The following is a 22,154-nucleotide window of genomic DNA, read 5'->3' as shown; positions in this document are numbered from 1 at the left end:
CCCGCATCACATCAGACGATCGAGCGAAGAAGTGTCAGGAAAATCAATGCCAAAACTGGAGAAGAGAAGCGTCAATGGGAATGGGCCTGAGGTTACAGTCATGGGCCTGGGCGGAACCGGCCTTGGCAATATGTACCGCGCGACCGACCCGCAAGTGGCGCTTGACACCGTTCACGCTGCTTTCGAGAAGGGCTTGCGCTATTTCGATACGGCACCGGTCTATGGCTTCGGCCTGGCGGAGACCCGGCTTGGCGAAGCGATCCGCACGCTGCCGCGGAGCGAAATCGTCATCTCGTCCAAAGTCGGATACGATCTGGTGCCGATCCCCGACAGCGAGGTCAAACCTGTTCTGTGGGACGAGGCGCCGCCTTTTCGCGCCGATTTCGACTATTCGCGCGATGCCGTCTTCCGGTCGATCGAGGGCTCACTGAAGCGCCTCGGCACTGATTACATCGACATGCTGGCGATCCACGATCCGGACGAGGCGATCCACTTCGCCAAGGGTGAGGATCCGCGCGCCCGCAGCCGCTTCAAGGAAGCGATGGACGGCGCCTATCCGGCACTCGACGAGCTCAGATCGCAGGGTGTCATCAAGGCGATCGGCGTCGGCATCAACCAGTGGCAGATGCTGTCCGATTTCGTCGAGGCGGGTCAGTTCGACTACTTCCTGCTGGCCGGCCGTTACACGCTTCTGGAACAGGAGCCGCTGGCAACACTGTTTCCCGCCTGCGAGCGCAAGGGCACGAAGCTCGTCATTGGCGGCCCCTACAATTCGGGAATTCTGGCAACCGGCGCCGTCAACGGCGCGACCTTCAATACGCGCAATGCGCCGCAGGAGGTTCTGGATCGCGTTGCCCGGCTGAGCTCCGTCTGCGAAAGACATAAGGTGCCGCTTGCCGCTGCCGCTCTTCAGTTTCCGCTGGCCCACAAGCTTGTTGTCAGCGTCATACCCGGCGCCCGTTCGGTCGCAGAACTCGAACAGAATCTCGACTATCTCGCATGGCCGATCCCGGCGGGCCTGTGGTCGGATCTGCGCGATCAGGGGCTGATCGATCCGGCAGCGCCGCTCCCCGGCGATACGCAGTGAGATGATGCCTCCGCGGCCGGCGATCGCACCCATCGGCGAATTGGAGACGATCCTGTCGTCGACGAAAGCCGACCTGACGTCGGCTGCTGGCTTTCCCGAACTGGAGATATCCGGCCGGCGGATCAGGCTGTTCTTCGTGCGCGAGACCCAGGCGGCGATCACCGACTGGCCGGCGCTCAAAGCGAAAGCCCGGCGCGTTGCCACGGCGCTTGCGCGGGTGGATGCGACGCCTGTTCTGGTCACCGCGCTTGCCGCATCTCCGCTTGCTGCGGTGTTACAGGATGCGGGATGGGCCATCCTGCGTGAAGGCAGCAACGAGATTGTACCGGGCGGCCCTCCAGCGGACATGGCAGACCGGAAAATTCAGGGTTTCGGAAGCCGGAAGCTCAGCCTTCTCTGCGCCCTTTGGCATCTGCGAAACGAAAGCTTCGAAGCGTCGAAACTCGGCGCTGCCGCCGGCGTTTCGGCGACCGCGGCGCGCAGCGCCATTTCCGATGCCGTGCAGCTGGGCTGGCTCGTTCCGCAGGCCCGTGGCCGCAGCCACCGCTACGCCGTCGATAATTCGCAGGCGATCATCGATACGGTGAAAACAACGGCAACGGCGTCAAGCCCGCGCTGGCAACACTACGCCGTTCCCGCCGATGCCCTCACATCTCTGCCGCAGCGGCTCGATGGATTCTGCCGGACTCATGATATCGGCTATGCGATTACCGGGCGCTTCGCTGCGATTTATTATCTCGGCAGGCGCAGCGATGTGCCGGAGTTGCAGATCAGGCTTTCGCCGTCGGTCGACATCGCCGACCTGCTCGCCCATCTCAGGGCCGCGCCGGTCAAAGCGCCCGGCAATCTCGCGATCGTGATTTCGGCGGATGCCGCCAGCTGGCTCCACGCCAGGCGCGCCCACGGGCTCGCTCTTGCCAATCCACTGATCGTCCTCTGCGATCTCTTGAGTCTTGGAAGCCCTGCTGCCGAAGCGATCGAGGCCTGGCTCAAAAGCAGCGAATGCGCTTCAGACGGGGGCTAGTGCCACCCATTGGTACTATATACACAAGCGCGTAGCGGCGAATGGTCCATCCCCAGAAGTAGCGATTGAATTTTTCACTCTGCTCATACACTATCTATTCGCGCCCCCCTATTGATCGGTCCTCCGCAAGGACGCCAATCGACCCTCGCGGTAAACGGAAAAAAGAAATGAACGCCAAGGCCCCGAATGCAATCGACGTCTATGTCGGCTCCCGAGTAAGAATGCGCCGGCTCCTTCTCGGCCTTAGCCAGGAAAGGTTGGCCGATCAGATCGGCGTGACGTTCCAGCAGGTCCAGAAGTATGAAAAAGGCATGAACCGCATCGGCGCCAGCCGCCTGCAAAAGATCGCCGAAGTTTTGTCGGCACAGCCGAGCTATTTCTTCCAGCAGGACGACAACCAGCCGCTGACGCTCGAAGGCCTGGAGATGCCGCAGAAGGCTGATCCGGTTTCAGAATTCCTCCGCTCCAAAGAGGGCCTCGCTCTCAACCGCGCCTTTCTGAAGATCAACGATCCGCAGATCCGCGAAAAGATCGTTTCGCTCGTCAAGGCGATGGCACAGGCCGAAGGCCACCGCGAGGTTGCCGCCGACACGGGCGCTTCGGATTCCAGCGTCCCGCTGAACGGCTAATCGCTGATCCAGCAAAACGAGCACATCGAGGCGCGGCCATCCGGACCGCGCCTTTTGATTTCCGCAGCCTATGATCCGAATGGTTGCATCCGGATTCCAGGTTGAATTCCGAAGCGTATTCCGACGCCTAGACGTGTGTCACGCTTGTGTCACGCGCGTCCTGCGGGAAGTTCAACTAGCCTCGTCATGTGGCCGTTTGCAGCGGCAACGATCTCATGGGGTGTATCAATGGAAGATGCGGTCATCGACATCAGGAACGCGAAGAGCGAAGAACAGCTGAAGGAGCTGGCCTCGCTTGCGAGACTGATTGCCTTCGCGCGTGAGAATGCCAGGGAGCTCAATGCAGAATTCCCGGCCCATTGCCTGGATATGGCGCTGAATGCCCTGCTTCAGGATCTGCAGGGCAGCGCAGCGCCCGCGATCGCCGAGGAAGGGCAGCGGCTCGAAGCGGCTTTCGCCGTCCGCCACTGACAGAGCCATTTTCTTGCTCCGGAAAACCGGGGCAAGATGATCGCTCGCATGCTTGCTTCAACTGCTTAAACGTTACAGCAAGCTGCGCGCAGCCTGCCGGTAGCGATGCTCGCGGTGATGATCGCGATAGTCCGATTTGCCTTCAGCCGATGATGCCGGAGAACTCCACCGGCTGAGGCCACACATGCTTTCATGAGCCGTCAGGCCTTGCCGCCGCGCACCGCGTCGGCGATCGTGACCTTCTTCGGAATGAGCTTGAGCTCGTAGAAGGTGTCGGCGATCGCCTGCTGCTGAGCGACGACAGAAGCATCCAGGCTCTTCACGCCATAGGACTGACGTTCCAGCGCGCGGACGAGGACCGGTTCCGGAATACCCACGGACGGCGACAGTTCGGCAGCTGCTGCCGCAACGCCGGATTTGGTCCAGTCGTCGATTTCGGAAATCGCTTCGATGACCACATCGATAGCCGCGCTGTGGCCATCGACCAGAGTTTTGGTCCCGAGATAGAACTGATGGTTCGGGACGATACCCTCGCCGTTTCTGAGCTCTCGCGCTTCGATCGCGATCTCTGCCGCCGCCTGGAAGGGATCCCAGATAACCCAGGCATCGACGGCGCCCTTTTCGAAAGCGGCGCGGCCATCGGCCGGAGCGAGGAAGGACGGCTCGACGTCGGCATAGGTCAGGCCCGCTTCTTCGAGCGCCTTAACGAGCAGATAGTGAACATTCGAGCCCTTGTTGAAGGCGACCTTCTTGCCCTTCAGATCGGCAACCGACTTGATCGGGCTATCCTTGGGAACGAGGATCGCTTCGCCGCGCGGGGCCGGCGGCTCGTGTGCGATATAGACGAGCGGCGCATTGGCCGCCTGTGCGAAGATCGGCGGCGTCTCGCCGGTCGAGCCGAAATCGACGGCTCCGGCGTTCAGCGCCTCGAGAAGCTGCGGGCCACCTGGGAATTCAGTCCATTCGACCGAATAGCCGATCGTCTCGAACTTCTTCTCCAGGATACCCTTGCCCTTGAGCAGCACCAGGGTGCCGTATTTCTGGTAGCCGATGCGAACGACCTTGTCGGCTGCAATAGCGGTCCGAACCCCGACCAGGGGAGCGGCGATTGCGCCGGCCATGGCCACGGTAAATGCGCGTCTCGAGATTTTCATAGTGAGCCCCTCCGTTGAATTGGTTGGGCCAAAATTAAATTATGTCTACAGCTTTACTAGACTAATCGTGCTGTTTTCGGAGCAGTCCAAGGATTCCATTTTTGATTTTTGCGTCATTCGCAAAATGGGTGCTCGAAAGAGCGTTCAACCGCCTGGTATCCAAGTGATACGGGCGCATTTTCATCGCCAGACGGCGACCCGCGCAGCGTCTATTGCGCACGAAGATAGTGGCGCGGCGGGCCAACGGTTCCCCGTTCGATCAGCCGGACCGACATGCCGACGCGGCGCACCCGCGCCTCGGCATTCAGCGCTCTCTCCTTCAGCATATCCCAGCCGACGCGGCCGAGCTCTTCGCGCTCGATGCGAAGCGTCGTCAGTGCCGGGGTGCTGTGCTGCGCGATCGAGATATCGTCCATGCCGATCACCGAATAATCACGCGGGAGGATGTTGCCTCGGGCGCGCAAGGCATCGATGACGCCGAGCGCCATGATGTCGTTGCTGCAGACGAATGCCGTCGCCTTGGCGAACCGGCCCTTCTGCATCGCGTCTATCAGGGCATTCGAGAGATCAGGCTCGAGGATCCCCGCAGCCGTCAGGTCAAACAGGTGCCTGTCGGGGTCAATGGCAATTCCGGCCTCCTGCATGGCATCGCGAAAGCCATCGAAGCGTTCCTTGAGCGACGTCCGGAACAGCCGGCTTACATGCACGATTTCAGTATGGCCTTCCGACAGCAGCCTTGTGGTCGCCAGCCAGCCGGCGGATCTGTTGTCGGGCAGCACGCAGGAAAGCCGCATCGTCCGGTCGATGCCGTTGACGATCACCGCCGGCGCATGACTTCTGGCCACCTGCTCGATCAGGACAGGATGGTCGAGACCGACGAGAAGCAGACAGGCGCCGTCTGCACCGAGCAGATTTTCGACGTTGACGCTGCCGGTTTCGATATCCGGCGTGAGCAGATGGACCTTGGCATCGACGCCGCCCTCCCTTGCGGCATCGAGCGCACCCTGAATGACGCCCTCATAGAATTTCGAATTCAGATAAAGTGCCGCTGTGGTCACAACCGCCAGACCGGATGGAAAGGCTTCCGTTAACTCCGTCGTCTTGTGGCGATAATCGAGACGCGCAGCCGCCTCCAGGATCCGCTCCCGGCTCTCGATCCCGACCCCTGACCGGTTGTTCAGCGCCTTCGACACCGAGGCAATTGAAACGCCTGCGGCTTCGGCAATATCAGAGATACGTGATCTGCGTGTCATCCAGGGATTCTCCTCGGACCTTGACTAGCACGCCCGGTTCAACCTCGCCACTGTTCGAGAAATTTTCTCCATCAACGAAATTTTTCTTTCCCGATCTATTTTTTCGTTTATCGTTGCACAGTCGCCGCATCAAGCGGGCGGCATTGACCTGGGAGGGGAAGATGCTGAGACGTCGAGAATTCATCGCAAGTGCAATTGCCGCCGCCATGATCGACATTCCCGCGGCACTCGCCGCGGACGAATCGCTGAGAGTGTTCTGGTGGGGCAACCCGGACCGGGCAAAACGGACTGGCGAGGTCATCAAGCAGTTCGAAGCCGCCGCGCCTGGCGCAAAATTTACCGGGCAGGTCGCCACATCCGACTATTGGGTGAAACTGAGCACCATGGTCGCGGGCCGCAATGTGCCCGATGTCTTCGCGCTTGAGCCGGTCACCTTTGCCGACTATTCCCGCCGCGGCGCGACGCTGGATCTCACGCCGTTTCGCGACAGCATCATCAAATCGACGGATTTCGCCCCCGGCGCACTCGATCTCGGCACGGTCGATGGAAAATTGACCGGCATTCCGACATCGCTCAACGCCGCGGCCCTGATCGTCGACAAGGCAGCGCTGGAGAAAGCCGGAGTTCCGGTGCCGGCGGCGTCCACGACCTGGGAGCAGTTCAAGACGATCTGCACCGACTTCAAGAAGGCCGCTGGTTCCGCAAGCCTCTTTGCCGTCGGCAACGGCGCGAGATACAGCTTCGTCTTCGAAGTCTGGCTGCGCCAGCGCGGCAAGACACTGTTCACGCAGGACGGACAGCTGGGCTTCCAGGAAGCCGACGCGATCGAGTGGTTCGATTACTGGGATCAGCTGGCGAAGGCTGGCGGTTGCGTGACCGCCGATATTCAGGCCCTCGACAAGGGCAATATCGAAACCAACCCGATCGCCAGCGGCAATGCCGTGATGGCATTTGCCTATTCCAATCAGCTTGCCGGTTACGGTGCATTGGCAAAATCGGAAATGTCGATCGGCTCGCTGCCGGTGCAGGAGGCGTCCGGTCCCTCGGGGTTGTTTTACCGGCCCTCGACGCTATGGTCGATATCGCCCTGGTCGAAGTCGCCGGAGACGGCTGCGAAGTTCATCAACTTCTTCGTCAACGACACCAATGCCGGGCATGCTCTTGGAACCGAACGCGGCGTTCCCGTGAATGCGAAGATCCAGGGCGACGTCGCTGCCACCGGCGACAAGGTTTCGAAGCAGACGATCGATTACATCGTCTCGTTGAAGGATAGGGTCGGCCCCTATCCGCCTGCAATCCCGATCGGCGCTGCCGAGTTCTCGCAGCAGGTTTTGACTGCGACTGCCGACAGCGTCGCCTTCGAGCAGATAACGCCATCCGACGCTGGCAAGCAACTCATGTCGGAAGGCAAGCGCATATTCGGCGGATGAGCAGCACCGGGGAAGCATGATGGATCAGCGCAATAGTCCGCAGCAGCCGTTGGACGAGCACAAGGAAGCGCGCAGACTGCAGTTCCTGCCGTGGGAGCGTGCCGCTGCCGACCTCGACCATCCTGACCATATCGAACGAAAGACTGCGCTGCAGGAGTCCTGCGGCGCGGAATTCGCCGATACGTCCTACATCGCCGAGCACGCGGCGGTCTTCACTGAAAGCCTGAAGATGGGCGAGCGGTCATGGATCGCGGGGCATGCGCTGGTCCGCGGTGCAGTCGTGCTTGGCGATGACTGCACCATCAACCCCTTCGCCTGCGTCTCCGGAAAGGTGACCTGCGGCAATGGCGTGCGGATCGCATCGCATGCGTCGATCGTCGGCTTTAATCACGGTTTCGACGATCCCGGCGTGCCGATCCACCGGCAGAAGGTGACCACGACTGGCATCACCATCGGAGACGACGTCTGGATCGGCGCCAATGCCGTCGTGCTTGACGGCGCCGTCATCGGCAGCGGGGCGGTCATTGCGGCGGGTGCTGTCGTTTCCGGCGAAATTCCGCCGATGGCGATCGCCGGCGGCGTACCGGCGCGGGTCATCCGCATGAGAGGCCAGCCGCCCCGGTCATCCCGGCCCGGTAGCATCGAGGGCAATCTTCAGGCGCTTGGACAGAAGGCGCGGGATCAGTGGCCGGAGATCCTTCAGCGCTGGAAAACTGCCGACGCCTATCTGTCACTTGAAGCTGATGGCGTCGCCCGCCCGGCTGCCCGCCATCTCTGCGATGCGATCGAGATTGCTGCAGGCTTCGGCGAACTGCCGCCCGGACTGAATGTGGCGGAGACCATCGAGCGGCTCCGGAGCCTTCAGGACCGTGAGACCGGTCTTTTCCCGGAAGCTGGGACACACTTCACCGGCACCGCACTGCGACGGGATCCGAAAGCGCTCTATAATGTGCTCTCCGCAGGCTACGCACTCGAAGTCCTGGGCTCCCATCCGCAGCAGGCAATCCAGGCCGTGCAGATCGATCCCGCCGAACTCGATCGCTGGCTCCTGGGATTGCCCTGGAAAACCGCAGCCTGGAGCGCGGGCAGCGTCATCGATGCGATCGGTACCGCCATGTATTTCAACGCGAGATATTTCAACGTGGACCAGCCACGCCAAGCGCTGTTCGAATGGCTGACGCGGCATGTCAACGTGGCGACAGGTGTATGGGGCGAACCGACGGCGGCGGAAGGCTGGCTACAGCCTGTCAACGGCTTCTACCGCCTGACGCGTGGAACCTATGCACAATTCGGCGTGCCCCTACCGAAGCCGCATGAAGCGTTTGAAACGGTGCTGCTGAACTACCGGAACCATCAGGGCTTCACCGGCTCCAAATACACCGCGTGCAATCTTCTCGATACGATCCATCCTCTCCTGCTCATCGCGCACCAGAGTGACTACCGGCGTGGCGACGCCGAAGACATCGCCAGGAAGATCATCGCCAGAGCGGTGGACCGCTGGCAGGACGGCGAAGGTTTCGCCTTTGCCGATGGCAGCCCGGCCAGCCTGCAGGGAACCGAAATGTGGCTGTCGGTCGTTCATCTGGCAGCCCAGTATCTTGGCCTGGCGAACGCATTCTCCTTTTTGCCAAAGGGCGTCCATCGCACGGCCGCCGTCGGTCTCGGTTTATAGCGAGAACTCCGACCGCGCCCGCAGAACGGAAAAGGCCGCAACGAAATCCATCGCTGCGGCCCTTCCGTCACTCTCGCTGCCGCCGCAGCCGAGCGTTAGAACTCTTTCCAGTCGTTGCTGGCCGAATGCGTCGTCCCGCCCGACCCGCCGAAGGCAACGGCGAGCTTTGTCGAGAGCGTGCGTGCCGGCGAGGCGACCGCGTGAAGCCTGCTGCCGTTTGCCGTTCTATGGGTATTGCCCGAGACGTCGTAAGGCCGGTTTCCGTTAGCGCCGTCGTCCAGCTTGAACTGCGCAAGACGTTCCGCCAGCGCCGCGACTTCGGTCGCCAGTGTGTGGCAGGCGGCATTGGATTCTTCGACCATGGCGGCATTCTTTTGCGTTGCCTGGTCCATCTGGTTCACCGCGGTATTGATCTCCTGAAGGCCCGTTGACTGCTCCCTCGCGGACTTGACGATCGCGTCGACATTCTGGTCGATCTGCTGCACCTGACCGACGATGGCCGATAGCGCGTTGCCGGTCTCGGTGACCAAATCAACGCCAGTCTTGACCTGCGATCCCGAGGAGACGATCAGCGTCTTGATTTCTTTGGCGGCACCAGCCGAGCGCTGGGCAAGCTCGCGAACCTCCTGCGCGACGACCGCGAAGCCCTTGCCGGCCTCCCCTGCCCTTGCTGCTTCGACGCCGGCGTTGAGAGCCAGCAGATTGGTCTGGAAGGCGATGTCGTCAATGACGCCGATGATATTGGAGATCGACCGCGACGATTGCTCGATCGCATGCATGGCATCGACAGCGCGCCGGACGATCTCGCCCGAGCGCTCGGCATCGCCCTTGGTGCGAGCGACCATCGATCCGGCCTCCTCGGCACGGACGGTCGAATCCTTGACGGAAGTGGTGATCTGTTCGAGCGCTGCTGCGGTTTCCTCGACGGACGCTGCCTGCTGCTCCGTGCGCCGCGCCAGATCATCGGCGGCGGAGCGAACCTCGCCGGCGCCGCTCTGGATCACATTGGCATTCTGCGAGAAGGAGACCATCGCCGAGCGAAGCTTGACGATCGAGTCGTTGAAATTGACGCGGGTCTCATCGAGAGCAGCGGTGAAGGGCTGCTCGAGCACCGTCGTCATGTCGCCTTCTGCAAGCCTGGAAAGTCCGCGCGCCAGCTCGCCGACGGCGAATTTGACGTCGGCTTCCTGCGCCGTGTTCAGCCGTGCGCGCTCTGCCCGCTCCTTCTCCTGCTGCGCATGCGTGGCAGCAGCCTGATTTTCAAGATCGGACTTCTGTCGATTGCTCTCCAGCAGTCGGCTCAGCGAGCGGGAGAGATCGCCGATCTCATCCTTCGAACCGGCGTCCTTGATCTGCACGTCGAGCTTGCCGGCGGCGATCTCGGCCGTCTCGGAAATCACGTTGGAGATCCGGCCGATAAAACGGCGTGCGATCAGCCAGCCGGCGAGGCCGAGCATCAAGGCGGCAACGCCGGTCGAGATCAGCGCATCGCGGATCATTGCATTCAGCTCGGCAAAAAGCGTTGCCTTCGGTACGGATATCACCGCATACCAGTCCGGCCCCTCGCCGAGCTTGACGGGAACGGCGACCGCCAGAGAAGCAGTGCCATCGCTCGCCATCAGCTGCTGCTCGGCACCGGGTTTGGCAATCAGGCCGTCCCATCCGGCCGTCTCATCGCCTGCCTGGCTGAGGCTCTTTCCGATCAATGCAATATTCGGATGGCTGACAATCTTACCGCCGCCGCTGACGAGCCCGATAAAGCCTGTCCCCATTGGCTGGATCTGTGACAGCGCCTTGCTGGTATCCTGAAGCGAAAGATCGAGCCCTGCGACGCCCGCCGGCTTTCCGTCGATGATGATCGGTTTGGTGACCGAGGTCATCAGCACTTCCTTGCCATCGATCGTGTAGGGATAGGGCTCGACGACGGTAGTCTTGCGCGTCGTGAATGGAACCTGATAATAATCGCCCGGACCCGGCGTCGCATAGTCGGTCAATGCGGTATGGGTGATCTGCGTGCCGCTGCGAACCCAGTAGGGCACATAGCGGCCGGTCTGGTCATAACCTTCCTTGTTGGCGAAATCCTTGTCCTTGCCGTCGAAGGCATCCGGCTCCCAGCCGGTCCAGGTCGCCAGGATTGCCGGATTGGCCTGCAGCATGTTCAAGAGAATCGTGTCGGCCTTGGTGCGATCGGCATCGCCGGTCTGCTTCAAAGTCTGCAAAACGGCATCCAGGCTATCGACGATATGGACGGTACCGCCAATATCGCGCTCGACAGCAATCGCCTCGGACCGGGCGATCTGGCGCATCTGATCCATGCTTTCTGTGCGTATTTCCGTGTAGGATCTGAAGAAAAGGACGCCGGATGCGGCAATAACGGCAACGACGCCGCAAGCGCCAATCGAGAATAGATTACGACCTGTCGTTGTTTTGAAGAGCATATTAATAACTCGTTCCCGTCATGATTGTTTTACGTTGAACCCGCCGCCGATATTCTTGGCTTTAGACTTACAATTTTAGCTATTCATGATTAAGGAATGTTTGATTGACAGATATCTTGGAAAGCAATCAGACGGGCGTCACGAGGCGCCTTTGGCGTCAAAATTGCTTTTGCGATGCCGATCGCAAAACGATTGCTGGACCAAACGCCGTTCTTCTGCGAAAGAACTACACCCTGTAAAAAGGCGTAAACCGTTGATAAGCCGGCGCGCGAGCGATAGGCTCCGGCGGCGATTGAAAACGGCTAAGAGAAGTAAAAGGAACTCTGATGGCTACTGGTACTGTAAAATTCTTCAACGATGACAAGGGCTTTGGCTTCATTACCCCGGAAAGCGGTGGCGCTGACGTATTCGTGCACGTGTCTGCTCTGCAGCGCGGCGGCTCGCTTCGCGAAGGCGACAAGGTGAGCTTCGAAGTCGGACAGGACCGCAAGACCGGCAAGTCCAAGGCCGAAAACGTCGCAGTTCTCTAATATTTTGCAAGGCCCAGCCGCACGCCTGTGCCGGCTGGGCCTTCATTCGATGCTGATGATCAGGTCTCCGTCACGGGAACATCAGCGGATGTCGCGGTTTTTTCACAATGGCAACGTATGGAAGCCATGTGGAGTAAATCATGCGCAAAGCCTGGACTGTCAGCCGCGGACCGCTTGCGGCAACCGAAGCGGATGTCGAGAAAGCCCGGGCGATCAACGCCATGCTGACCCGTTCGATTGGAATTCTGCCCGAAAATCCCGGTGACCCCATCCTGCCCTTCGCGGTCGGCCTCTTCAACGAGATCAAGGCGCTGCTGAAGCCGGAGCATGGCGTGAGCAGCCTGCGCCGGGCGACGGCGTTCCACATTTTCTCCAAGCGCTATTATTTCGCCAGCGCCCAGCCCGATTCGATGCGCCACGACATCGACGGCAGACCGGTCGAACCGCTCAGCGCTGCAGACCGCCTTGCGGCGCAGAAAAGCTTTCTCGACGTGAAGCGGCAACTGATGCGCACGAGCATCGAAAGACAGCAGGCCAACAAGGCACACATCGATGAAGCGCGCGCCGGACACTAGCGGGCCCTTTCAGCCCGGCACGTAGCCGTGGCGTGAATAGAATCTGTCGAGTTCGCGGTTTTCCGGCGACCGGCCAGTGAAGATTTCCACGTATTCCGGGATGCGCTTCATGCGTACCGCAAGATCTTCCTGCGACTGCATGGAGATATAACCGATCTGCACCAGATAAACGGTGCGGGCCCGGACATCGGCCCTGGCTTCGTCTTCACCGAAGCGGTGCAGCATTTTCGTCAGGGCGGAAATCCGAAGCTGATCGGCTTCCTGCACTTCCGCAAGCGTTTCCGCCGATTGCAGCGCCCAGCTTCGGATGGCGAACTCGAATTTGGCGTCGAACAGTGCAGGATCGATCCAGCAGTCGAAAACGTTCAGCATCGCCTCGGCCACCGTTTCCGCATAGGCTTCCGAACGCCTGACCAGATTTCCGGTATTCTTGTCCCGCCATCTGGCGACCAGCGCGCCGAGCAACTCCTCGCGATCCTTGAAGAACCAGTAGAAGCTGGTGCGCGACAGCGTGAGCTTCTTCGCGAGCGGCAGGATACGCACGCTATCGACGCCCGATTCCAGCAGCGAGGCATAGGCCGCCTCAAGCCACACATCCGGCGAGCCCCGCCAGCCGCTATCATTCTGTAATCGCTCCATGGCGCAGAGGTACCAAACTCCCATCGCGGCAACAACGGGTTTGTGCATCGCTGTCTGTCAGCAAGACAGCAATGCCTTCTAAATTGACATAGGTGTACATTTCTGGATAACCTTCGATCCCAGTCATGAACACTGGAGCACCGCGATGTCGAACGATCCCCTCCTGCAACCCTACAAGCTCAAGCACCTGACGCTTCGCAACCGGATCATCGTCACCTCCCACGAGCCTGCCTATCCCGACGACGGCATGCCGAAGGAGCGGTACCGCGCCTACACAGTCGAGCGGGCCAAAGGTGGTGTGGCAATGACGATGACCGCGGGCTCGGCCGCAGTCTCACGCGACAGTCCTCCCGTCTTCAACAACCTGCTTGCCTACAAGGACGAGATCGTCCCGTGGATCCGCGACATGACCGATGCCGTCCACGAACAGGGTGCCGCGATCATGATCCAGCTGACCCATCTTGGACGGCGCACCCGCTGGGACAAGGGCGACTGGCTGCCGGTTCTTGCACCCTCGCACCAGCGCGAGGCCGCGCACCGGGCTTTTCCGAAGAAACTTGAAGACTGGGATATCGAGCGCATCATCAAGGATTTCGCGGATGCCGCGGAGCGGATGAAGGCGGGCGGCATGGATGGCGTCGAGCTGGAAGCCTATGGCCACCTGATCGATCAGTTCGCCTCACCGCTGACCAATGAACTCGACGGCCCCTATGGCGGTTCGCTGGAAAACCGCATGCGCTTCTGTTTCGACGTGTTCAGGGCGATGCGAGAAAGAGTGGGCGACGATTTCATCCTCGGCGTCCGCTATACCGCCGACGAGTGTCTTCCCGGCGGTACCGATCGCAATGACGGCATCGAGATTTCGAAACGGCTGCGCGACAGCGGGCTGATCGACTATCTCAACGTCATCCGCGGGCATATCGACACCGATCCGGGCCTGACCGACGTCATCCCCATTCAGGGCATGGCGAACTCGCCGCATCTGGATTTCGCCGGCGAAATCCGCGCCGCGACCAATTTTCCGACCTTCCATGCCGCGAAGATCCCCGACGTCGCAACCGCCCGCCACGCCATCGCCTCCGGCAAGGTCGATATGGTCGGCATGACTCGGGCGCACATGACCGATCCACACATCGTTCGAAAGATCATCGAGAAGCGGGAGGAGGATATCCGCCCCTGCGTCGGCGCCAATTACTGTCTCGACCGGATCTACCAGGGCGGCATGGCCTTCTGCATTCACAACGCCGCCACCGGCCGCGAAGAGACGATGCCGCATGTGGTGGAAAAGGCGGATGCCCGCCGGAAGATCGTCATTGTCGGTGCCGGCCCGGCCGGGCTCGAGGCGGCGCGCGTCGCCGCCGAGCGCGGCCACGAGGTCGTCGTCTTCGAGGCCGCCAACAATCCCGGCGGGCAGATCCGCCTGACGGCACAAAGCGAACGCCGCAAGGAAATGATCAGCATCATCGACTGGCGCATGAGCCAGTGCGAGAAACGGGGTGTGACCTTCCATTTCAACAGCTGGGCCGAGGCTGACACTATCGCCGCCGAAAACCCTGATGTTGTGATCATCGCCACCGGTGGCCTACCGCATACCGATGTCCTGTCGAAGGGCAACGAGCTCGTTGTCTCCGCCTGGGATATCATCTCGGGCGACGTGAAGCCCGGCACCAATGTGCTGATCTATGACGATGCCGGCGACCATGCCGGTCTGCAGGCGGCGGAGATTATCGCCAGGACAGGCGCGAAGGTCGAGATCATGACGCCGGATCGGTCCTTTGCGCCCGAGGTCATGGCGATGAACCTCGTTCCCTATATGCGCACGCTGCAGAAGCTCGACGTCATCTTCACCGTCACCTTCCGTCTGGACCAGGCAGAGAGAACAGGCAATCAACTGCTGGCGCATGTTGGCAGCGATTACGGCGGCGTTTCCAAGCAGCGAATCGTCGACCAGATCGTCGTCAATCACGGCACAATCCCGTTTGATGACCTCTATTTCGAACTGAAGCCGCTCTCCAGCAATCTCGGAGAGCTATCGCACGATCAGCTGCTGGCCGGGGAGCCGCAGACCGTCACCCGCAATGCCGATGGCAAATTCCAGCTGTTCCGGATCGGAGATGCAGTGGCGGCGCGAAACACCCATGCCGCCATCTATGACGGCTTGCGGATCGCAAGCCGCCTTTGATCCCGGCGCGGGAATGCAGCCGCGTCGTCCCCGAGTCGCAGCAGGGACAGGCGGCACCCGGCCTGAGGCAAGGCCGGGCGTTTGTCGCAACCAGCGCTTTTGCGGCTCATATCGGTCGGATTGTTCACAGCAGATCGGTCCGTAAACCGTTGATCGGCGAGCCGAAATGGGCTCAAGATAGGCAGTGGCAAACGAATTGCGATTCGATTCGCGGCTTCCGAGACCCAAAACCGACAGTGGCTAATGCCGTGATATGGTTAATGTTCTCTCCTGAACGGAAGTAGAAACGCTGTTCGCTTCCGCTGCCTATACATAGGCTTATCCGGCGCGGAAAACCGCTCTTTTCAGCCGCCAATCTGTTCAAGGCTTCTCGAAGAAATCCGGTTAACTCCCTGTTAATCCTAATTGCCTTGCAAGAAAATGAGAATCGGAGCTAAATGCGCTTTCAAAGCCCGTAGGGTGTTTAAATCGCATTTTCGAGATTTCCATGAATATGGCACCGACAGTTGATAAGGCAATTTCTGACGTCGATCAGCTGATCATCGCTCAGGCGCAGGAACTGTCCGAGAAGCTGAAGCAGCACCGGCTGGAGATGTTTCCGCCGCGGGCCATGAAGGATCTGCGCGAGTTCCAGCTGGCGGAGGCTGCGCACTTTCTCGGCGTCACCAGCGGCTATCTCAGGAACCTGTCGCTGGAGGGCAAAGGCCCCCTCCCCCAGGTCACCTCGTCCGGGCGCCGTTCCTACACCGCCGTTCAGATGAACGAGATGCGCCAGTTTCTCGACCAGAACGCCCGTGGCGGCACGCGCTACGTTCCGCATCGCAAAGGCAACGAGCATCTTCAAGTCGTCGCCGTCGTCAACTTCAAGGGCGGCAGCGGCAAGACCACGAGCGCAGCCCATCTTGCCCAGCACCTGGCCCTCACCGGCCACCGGGTCCTGGCTGTCGATCTCGACCCTCAGGCCTCACTGTCCGCCATCCATGGCTTCCAGCCGGAATTCGACGTCGATGAAAACGAGACGCTTTACGCGGCGATCCGCTACGACGACGAGCGCCGGCCGCTGAAGGAAATCATCCGCAAGACCAATTTCCCCAACCTCGACCTCGTCCCCGGCAATCTCGAGCTCATGGAATTCGAGCACGACACGCCGCGCATTCTCGCGCAGGGCAAGACCAGCGATTACGGCCGGATCTTCTTTGCCCGTCTCGACGAGGCGCTGTCTTCGGTATCAGATGATTACGACGTCGTCGTCATCGACTGCCCTCCCCAGCTCGGCTTCCTGACGATGAGCGCGATCTGCAGCGCGACCGCGGTGCTGATCACCGTTCATCCGCAGATGCTCGACGTCATGTCGATGTGCCAGTTCCTGCAGATGCTCGGCGAGGTGCTGAACACCCTGAAGGGCGCCGGCGGCAACATGAACCTCGACTGGCTGCGCTATCTGGTGACCCGCTACGACCCGCAGGACGGGCCGCAGACGCAGATGGTGGCCTTCATGCGTTCAATGTTCCGCAATCACGTTCTGACCAATCCGATGCTGCGAAGCGTAGCGATATCGGATGCGGCCATGACCAACCAGACGCTTTACGAGGTCGAACGCAGCGCCTTTACGCGCGCCACCTATGACCGCGCAATGGAGGCGATGGATTCAGTCAACGGCGAGATCGCCGATCTCATCCACAAAGCCTGGGGCCGCAAATGATAACTCACGGCTTCACCACGGGAAACCGATCGACCGTCCGGAGGGAGACATATGGCACGTAAGAATATCCTCTCGGGCCTGATGGACGATTCCAAGAAGTTTACCGCGGTAAATAGCGAAGCCGATTCCGGTGCCGAAAAGCAGCAGATTGCCTTCAAGGGAATCGGGGCGCTTGGCGCCGTGACCCGCAGCATCGACGCGTTGGCGGCGAGGGCGGATGCGGCGCGCGATATCGAAGAAAAGCTCGCTCATGGCGAAACGGTTATCGATCTCGATACCGCTCTCATCGAGGAGTCCTTCGTAAGCGATCGTCTGGTTCAAACCGACGAGCAGTTTCAGGAATTGCTTGAAGCGATCCGCTCGCGCGGTCAGGACTCCCCTATTCTGGTGCGTCCGCATCCGCAAAAGGATGGCAAGTATCAAATCGCCTTCGGTCATCGCCGTGCGCGCGTTGCTAAGGAGCTCGGCCGTCCGGTTCGCGCCGTCGTCAAGAAGCTCGACGACCGTGACCACGTCATCGCCCAGGGTCAGGAAAACTCGGCGCGTGCCGACCTCTCCTTCATCGAGCGCACGATGTTTGCCGACAAGCTCGATACGCTCGGTTTCGACCGCGAGACCATCATGTCGGCGCTGAGTGCCGATAAGACGACGGTCTCCAAGATGCTGTCGGTCACCCGCCGCATCCCGGCCGAGGTTCTCTCGGCAATCGGCGCTGCGCGCGCCACCGGCCGCGACCGCTGGCACGATCTTTCGGTCAAGTTCGAAGAAGAAAATTCCGCCGAGCGGGCAACTCTCTTCGTTGAGACGCCCGATTTCGTTGCTGCCGAACCGGACGTGCGTTTCGATATGCTTGTGCAGTTTCTGAACGGCAAACCGGTTTCCACCGCTCAAAACCAGGCGCAGCCGGCATCCATCAGCCAATGGCAGCGACGCGACGGTTCGGTCAAGGCGAAGATCAAGGATAACGGCAAACAGTTCACAATCGCGCTGAAGGCAGCCAAGGCATCGGCCTTCGGCGCCTATATAGCAGACAATCTGGATCGTCTCTACGAGGCGTTCGAGAAGGACATGATTTCATCGAAGAATGGAGATCAATAAGCAAAAGAAAAGGCCCCCAAAACGTTGCCGTAGTGGAAGCCCTCTCTGATCTAGACACCCAGAGAATCACATTTCCACTCCACATAGTCAAGAGTCCCCGGCACCTATTTTTGGTGAGCTGACATCTTTTGCCTTGAAGAAGGCGAAGAAAATGGATGGTGGAAGTGTGACGACGCCCTTTGGGCGGCGGCCGATGACGCTTGGCATGCTTGCAAGCCAGGTGAGGGCCCAAAAGATCGAGAGCAGTGCCTCGGTCGACAAGTGGAAAATTTATCGCGCGCTCTGCGAAGCCAAACCTCTGCTCGATATTTCCGACCGGGCGCTCGCGGTGCTGAATGCGCTTCTGAGCTTCTATCCACATGGCGAACTCTCTGCCGAGCGCAGCCTTGTCGTGTTCCCATCTAACAACCAGCTTTCAATTCGATGCCACGGCATGGCCGAGCAGACGGTGCGGCGGCATATGGCATCTCTCATCGCCTCCGGCCTGGTGCTCCGCAAGGACAGTCCGAATGGTAAGCGTTATGCGCGCAAGGACCGTCAGGGCGAAATCCGGGATGCCTATGGTTTCTCGTTAGCGCCGCTGCTTGCCCGCGCTGAGGAAATCGCACGTCTCGCAGCCAAGGTCGCTGCCGAGAAATTGCATCTGCAGACCATCAAGGAACAGCTCACCCTTTGCAGGCGCGATATCTCGAAGCTGATCACAGCTGCGATCGCCGAGTCGGCCGATGGCGACTGGTGGGCGATCGATGAGGCGTTTCATTCCATCCTCAACAAGCTGCCACGCGTTGCAACCCCGCATCTGATCGCCTCGGTTCTGGCCGAGCTCGAGGAATTTCGCGCCGAAATCGTCAAGCAACTGGAAACACAGATTAAAACCGAAAATTCGAGCGCCAATGCCTTACAGAATGAGCGGCACATACAGATATCAGAATCTGAATCTATTTCTGAATCTGAACATCCGGTTACGAATGCCGGGGATGGGTTGACCGCAGTAAACTCCGCTGATCTCGGCGACAACGCTTTAGAAGGACAAAGGCTGCTACCCGGGAAGGCTTCGATTACCTATCCGATCACCACAGTGACCGAAACCTGCCCCGATATCGCTCTTTACGGACCGGGAGGAAGTGTTCGAACGTGGAGCGATCTGATCAGCGCCAGCACCATCGTCAGCACCATGCTGCAAATCGATCCATCCGCCTATCATCAGGCCGTCAGCAGGATGGGCGTGCAGAATACGGCTGTCGCGATCGCCTGCATATTCCAGAAGGGTAGTACGATTGCGTCTCCAGGCGGCTATTTGCGGACATTATCGCGCCGCGCCGGGGAGGGGCGGTTCAACACATGGCCAATGCTTGCCGCTTTGCGACGGGCGAACATATCGGAGCCTGCGGCAGGCCCGCCAAAACCTATTACCCAATGATGGAAGCAAACTATTCATTGAGTTCCGTTGCGCTAGGAAAACATCGGGTAAACAACGATTGGAACGTCGGGAAATCAGGCCATGAGAGCGCCATATGGACTGAAATCCAAGCGAATCCAGTCGTTTAGCCTAACGTCGGCGTCCATCGAGAAAGAGCAGCAGAGCGAGCCCGGCCATCCCCGAGATCGCACCGACGAATGCCGTCCCGGAATAGGTTGTCAGAGCCGTCCCCGCAGCAAAGAGCAAGGCGCTCAATCCGGCGCTGAGGAATATGTTGACCGAGATCAACGCGCTGCCGAGGCCCGGACGCTCGGCGATCAGATCCTGCAGATAGGTGATCGGAACACTGATCAGGGCGGCTGCGCCAATCCCGCTGATAAGGGTGAGGGCGTAGACCTGCCAGGGCGCGGAGGCGAGGGCGAGCAGCACGAGATAGACGGTGTAAATGATCGTTCCCGCGGCCAGAGCCGTCAGCTGGCTGATCACCCTCAGCAGCCGCGACCAGAGAATGATGAAGATGACCTCGAGGAAGGCGACAATGCCGACGAGGACACCGACATCGGCAACGGTCCCATGCGCAGCGCCGGTGACCACCAGCGGCAGGATCGCGCCGTTGACGTGAAGCGTGCTGCTGATCAAGGCTATAGCTATGACGCGGCTCAGGATCTTCGGCGAAACGACCTGCCCGAGCGCAGCGAGATAGGAGAGATGATGGGTGGCCGCATGGTCGGTGCCGCTCTGCCGTGGCAGAAACAGCCCTATCAACGCCAGACAGACGACACAGGAAATACAGGCAAAGAGATAGGCGGGCAGCATGGTCGGCGAACCGGAGAGCAGAATGCCGGTCAGCCCCGGCACCAGAACCCAGGAGAGGGAGATCATCGCCCGCACGCCCGAATTGACGGTCGCGATATCGCTTCTGTTCATGTCTCCGGTCGCCGCTCTGACATTGGCGAACAACAGCGAGCTCAGCGAACTATAGACGGGCAGGATGAGAAGAGCGCTCAACACGAAGACCTGTTCGGTCGGAATGAGATAGATGGCGCCGTAACCGGCAATGCCGAAGATCGCGGCGATCAGCATCATCGTCCGGTATTCGCCCAGCCGGTCTGCAAGATTGCCCAGCAGGATGCTGACGACGACATTGACGGTTGCGGCCGCGAAGATCAGTGCGGAATAAAGCGCGTTCGAAAGACCCAGCTCTCGAATACCGACGACGGACTGGTAGGGCGAGGTCGTCGCGCCGGCAAAGCCGAAGGTGAAAATCGCAAGCATGCTCACCCGGATGACCGGGTTGCGGAAGACGTCGGGGATAAGGCGATTCATGTTCTTCATCGAAGACTGGCGAATACAGGCCGGGCGGGGATGAAGCCACCCGATATGGACAGTCGCCGTATGTTGTTGTCAATCTTTCCAGGAAGCGGAAAGACGCGCCTCCGGCGTATAGGCGAAATCGCGATCGAATGGAAAGGCTGGACGCTGCCGGCGCAGGCTGACAAGGTTTTCGATATCCTGCCCAACCACGCCATCCGTCAAAGCCATCAGGTTGGGGTTTGCGATCGGGGCCAGCTCCGGCGAGAGATAGCCGGATTTGACGACGAGAAGTCCTACGGATTTGGGATCAAGGCCGAGGCGGGTGAAATCCGCGATATTGTGGTAGGGGCGCCGGCGCGCAGCAAGAACGACCGTCACGCCGCCGATCCTCACAACGGCCTGCCGGTCGGCAGGGATGCCTGGGTCGTCGAGGGTCAGGATTTCCGCTTCCACATTGACCGGTTGGCTCGACGGATCCAGGCTGCCGCCGATCGATAGCGTTACCCTTGCAGAGTTTACTGCAGTAAAACATGCGTCAACCGTCGGGCGATCCGTGATGCCGGCAAAGAGAACGCCGGTCAGATTGCGGCTCAGAACGGCTCGCAGAACGTCCGCGCGGTCACCGACGCCGCCACCGGTCGGATTGTCCGCAGAATCGGCAAGAATAACCGGACGTGACGATAAATTCTGAGCGATATCAAGGACTTCGTCCAATGGACGGGTGACCGGGCCGAAACGAAAATCGGCGCGTGCATCCCAATAGGAGAGAGCAATCTCCTCTGCCGCCTTTATAGCCGCAGCCTTGTCTTTGCCCGTCACGACGGCGCAGGCCGTCGCGCGCGGCTCATCAGCCCAGACGTAACCGATCATAAGGTTGGCATCGAGAATTCCGTCGCGGGCGTCGAATTCGGGCAGCCTGGCATAGAGCCCCTTTGCCGGCTCGTCCTCAGTCGAGGTGCGCTCGCCGGGCCAGAGAACCGGGACCGGCGCCCAGGCGACACCCGGCCGCTCGCCGGTCTTCAACGCATCAACGAGCATTGTCCATGCACGGACCATCGTCTGGCGTACATCGATATGCGGCGCTGTGCGGTAGGCGGCAAAGATATCCAGGTGGTCGACGATCGTCTGGCTGACATTGCCATGCAGATCGTAGCTCGCCGCGACAATGCAGGCATCGCCGACGACAGCGCGGGCTGCCGAAATCCAGTCGCCCTCGGCATCGTCCATGCCCTCGACATTCACCGCGCCGTGCATGGCGAGGTAGAGGCCGTCGAGCGGCAGCGCCGCTTTCAGCCTCTCGATGAACTCGGACTTGAAGGCTTCGTAAGCGACGCGCGACACCGGGCCCCCGGGCACGGCGCGGGCGTGAAGCAGCGGCAGCAGGTCAGCACCGCTCTCGTGGACGAAGTCGAAATAGGCCGCGCCGAGGAGCTCTTCCCCCCGCAGCACCTTAAAATCATCCACGGTCATCAGCACCGGCGAGTAGGTGCTGCATTCTGTGTGAATTCCACCGATCGCAATCCGCATCGCTGTCAT

General features: G+C 60.3%; 18 protein-coding genes. 12 read left to right on the top strand and 6 right to left on the bottom strand.

The annotated features are described in order from the left end of the window. Window positions 1-100 precede the first annotated feature (100 nt). The 4 genes from AC1DNK_RS12985 to AC1DNK_RS12970 all read left to right on the top strand — a co-directional run bounded on the left by AC1DNK_RS12985 (window position 101) and on the right by AC1DNK_RS12970 (window position 3,211). Window positions 101-1,087, top strand: coding sequence for an aldo/keto reductase (locus AC1DNK_RS12985; protein WP_477941459.1), 987 nt, complete (start codon window positions 101-103; stop codon window positions 1,085-1,087). 1 nt (window position 1,088) lies between these two features. Continuing rightward, on the top strand, window positions 1,089-2,111 hold the full coding sequence (locus tag AC1DNK_RS12980) for a hypothetical protein (protein ID WP_477941458.1): 1,023 nt from the start codon (window positions 1,089-1,091) through the stop codon (window positions 2,109-2,111). Between the two features lie 167 nt (window positions 2,112-2,278). Then, window positions 2,279-2,740 carry a helix-turn-helix domain-containing protein gene (locus AC1DNK_RS12975; RefSeq protein ID WP_112514431.1) on the top strand — a complete coding sequence of 154 codons (462 nt, stop codon included), beginning with the start codon at window positions 2,279-2,281 and terminating at the stop codon, window positions 2,738-2,740. A gap of 228 nt (window positions 2,741-2,968) precedes the next feature. After that, window positions 2,969-3,211, top strand: a complete 243-nt coding sequence (locus AC1DNK_RS12970; RefSeq protein ID WP_112514430.1) for a hypothetical protein — start codon at window positions 2,969-2,971, stop codon at window positions 3,209-3,211. 200 nt (window positions 3,212-3,411) lie between these two features. On the opposite strand, the gene AC1DNK_RS12965 is transcribed toward AC1DNK_RS12970, so the two are convergent. Then, window positions 3,412-4,365: a sulfonate ABC transporter substrate-binding protein gene (locus AC1DNK_RS12965; RefSeq protein ID WP_112514429.1), complete on the bottom strand. Its 954-nt coding sequence runs from the start codon at window positions 4,363-4,365 to the stop codon at window positions 3,412-3,414. Window positions 4,366-4,574: 209 nt separating this feature from the next. Further along, window positions 4,575-5,618 carry a LacI family DNA-binding transcriptional regulator gene (locus AC1DNK_RS12960; RefSeq protein WP_112444394.1) on the bottom strand — a complete coding sequence of 348 codons (1,044 nt, stop codon included), beginning with the start codon at window positions 5,616-5,618 and terminating at the stop codon, window positions 4,575-4,577. A 161-nt stretch (window positions 5,619-5,779) separates the two neighbouring features. Here AC1DNK_RS12960 and AC1DNK_RS12955 point away from each other — a divergent pair, with 161 nt between their 5' ends. Beyond that, a complete protein-coding gene (locus AC1DNK_RS12955; RefSeq protein ID WP_477941457.1) occupies window positions 5,780-7,048 on the top strand; it encodes an ABC transporter substrate-binding protein in 1,269 nt (422 codons plus the stop codon). A gap of 19 nt (window positions 7,049-7,067) precedes the next feature. Next, window positions 7,068-8,720 carry an acyltransferase gene (locus AC1DNK_RS12950; protein ID WP_477941800.1) on the top strand — a complete coding sequence of 551 codons (1,653 nt, stop codon included), beginning with the start codon at window positions 7,068-7,070 and terminating at the stop codon, window positions 8,718-8,720. A 95-nt stretch (window positions 8,721-8,815) separates the two neighbouring features. Here AC1DNK_RS12950 and AC1DNK_RS12945 read toward each other — a convergent pair whose 3' ends face one another. After that, window positions 8,816-11,158 (bottom strand): methyl-accepting chemotaxis protein, encoded by a 2,343-nt coding sequence (locus tag AC1DNK_RS12945; protein WP_477941456.1) that lies wholly within the window; start codon window positions 11,156-11,158, stop codon window positions 8,816-8,818. Window positions 11,159-11,484: 326 nt separating this feature from the next. Between AC1DNK_RS12945 and AC1DNK_RS12940 the strand changes: the two genes are divergently transcribed. Further along, a complete protein-coding gene (locus tag AC1DNK_RS12940; protein ID WP_112388787.1) occupies window positions 11,485-11,688 on the top strand; it encodes a cold-shock protein in 204 nt (67 codons plus the stop codon). Window positions 11,689-11,828: 140 nt separating this feature from the next. Further along, complete coding sequence (locus AC1DNK_RS12935; protein ID WP_477941454.1) at window positions 11,829-12,263, top strand: ProQ/FINO family protein; 435 nt, start codon at window positions 11,829-11,831, stop codon at window positions 12,261-12,263. Between the two features lie 9 nt (window positions 12,264-12,272). Here AC1DNK_RS12935 and AC1DNK_RS12930 read toward each other — a convergent pair whose 3' ends face one another. Then, entirely contained in the window at window positions 12,273-12,902 is a 630-nt protein-coding gene (locus AC1DNK_RS12930) for a TetR/AcrR family transcriptional regulator (RefSeq protein WP_112388789.1), read from the bottom strand. 145 nt (window positions 12,903-13,047) lie between these two features. Between AC1DNK_RS12930 and AC1DNK_RS12925 the strand changes: the two genes are divergently transcribed. The 4 genes from AC1DNK_RS12925 (at window position 13,048) to repC (ending at window position 19,304) form a co-directional block, all read left to right on the top strand. After that, the gene (locus tag AC1DNK_RS12925) at window positions 13,048-15,084 is read left to right on the top strand and encodes an NADH:flavin oxidoreductase (protein WP_112538250.1); all 2,037 of its coding nucleotides are present in this window, start codon (window positions 13,048-13,050) and stop codon (window positions 15,082-15,084) included. Window positions 15,085-15,571: 487 nt separating this feature from the next. Next, window positions 15,572-16,786 (top strand): plasmid partitioning protein RepA, encoded by a 1,215-nt coding sequence (gene repA, locus AC1DNK_RS12920; protein ID WP_477941453.1) that lies wholly within the window; start codon window positions 15,572-15,574, stop codon window positions 16,784-16,786. 51 nt (window positions 16,787-16,837) lie between these two features. Further along, on the top strand, window positions 16,838-17,884 hold the full coding sequence (gene repB / locus AC1DNK_RS12915; protein ID WP_477941452.1) for a plasmid partitioning protein RepB: 1,047 nt from the start codon (window positions 16,838-16,840) through the stop codon (window positions 17,882-17,884). 151 nt (window positions 17,885-18,035) lie between these two features. Then, a complete protein-coding gene (repC, locus tag AC1DNK_RS12910) occupies window positions 18,036-19,304 on the top strand; it encodes a plasmid replication protein RepC (RefSeq protein WP_477941799.1) in 1,269 nt (422 codons plus the stop codon). Window positions 19,305-19,433: 129 nt separating this feature from the next. On the opposite strand, the gene AC1DNK_RS12905 is transcribed toward repC, so the two are convergent. Both AC1DNK_RS12905 and AC1DNK_RS12900 read right to left on the bottom strand, forming a co-directional pair. Next, window positions 19,434-20,630 carry an MFS transporter gene (locus AC1DNK_RS12905; RefSeq protein WP_477941451.1) on the bottom strand — a complete coding sequence of 399 codons (1,197 nt, stop codon included), beginning with the start codon at window positions 20,628-20,630 and terminating at the stop codon, window positions 19,434-19,436. Between the two features lie 78 nt (window positions 20,631-20,708). Continuing rightward, a complete protein-coding gene (locus tag AC1DNK_RS12900) occupies window positions 20,709-22,145 on the bottom strand; it encodes a M81 family metallopeptidase (protein WP_477941450.1) in 1,437 nt (478 codons plus the stop codon). Window positions 22,146-22,154 lie beyond the last annotated feature (9 nt).

The organism is Rhizobium sp. 01N424 (assembly GCF_056399485.1).
The sequence above is the reverse complement of the archived record's forward strand: the minus strand, read 5'-3'. Positions and strand labels throughout refer to the sequence as shown.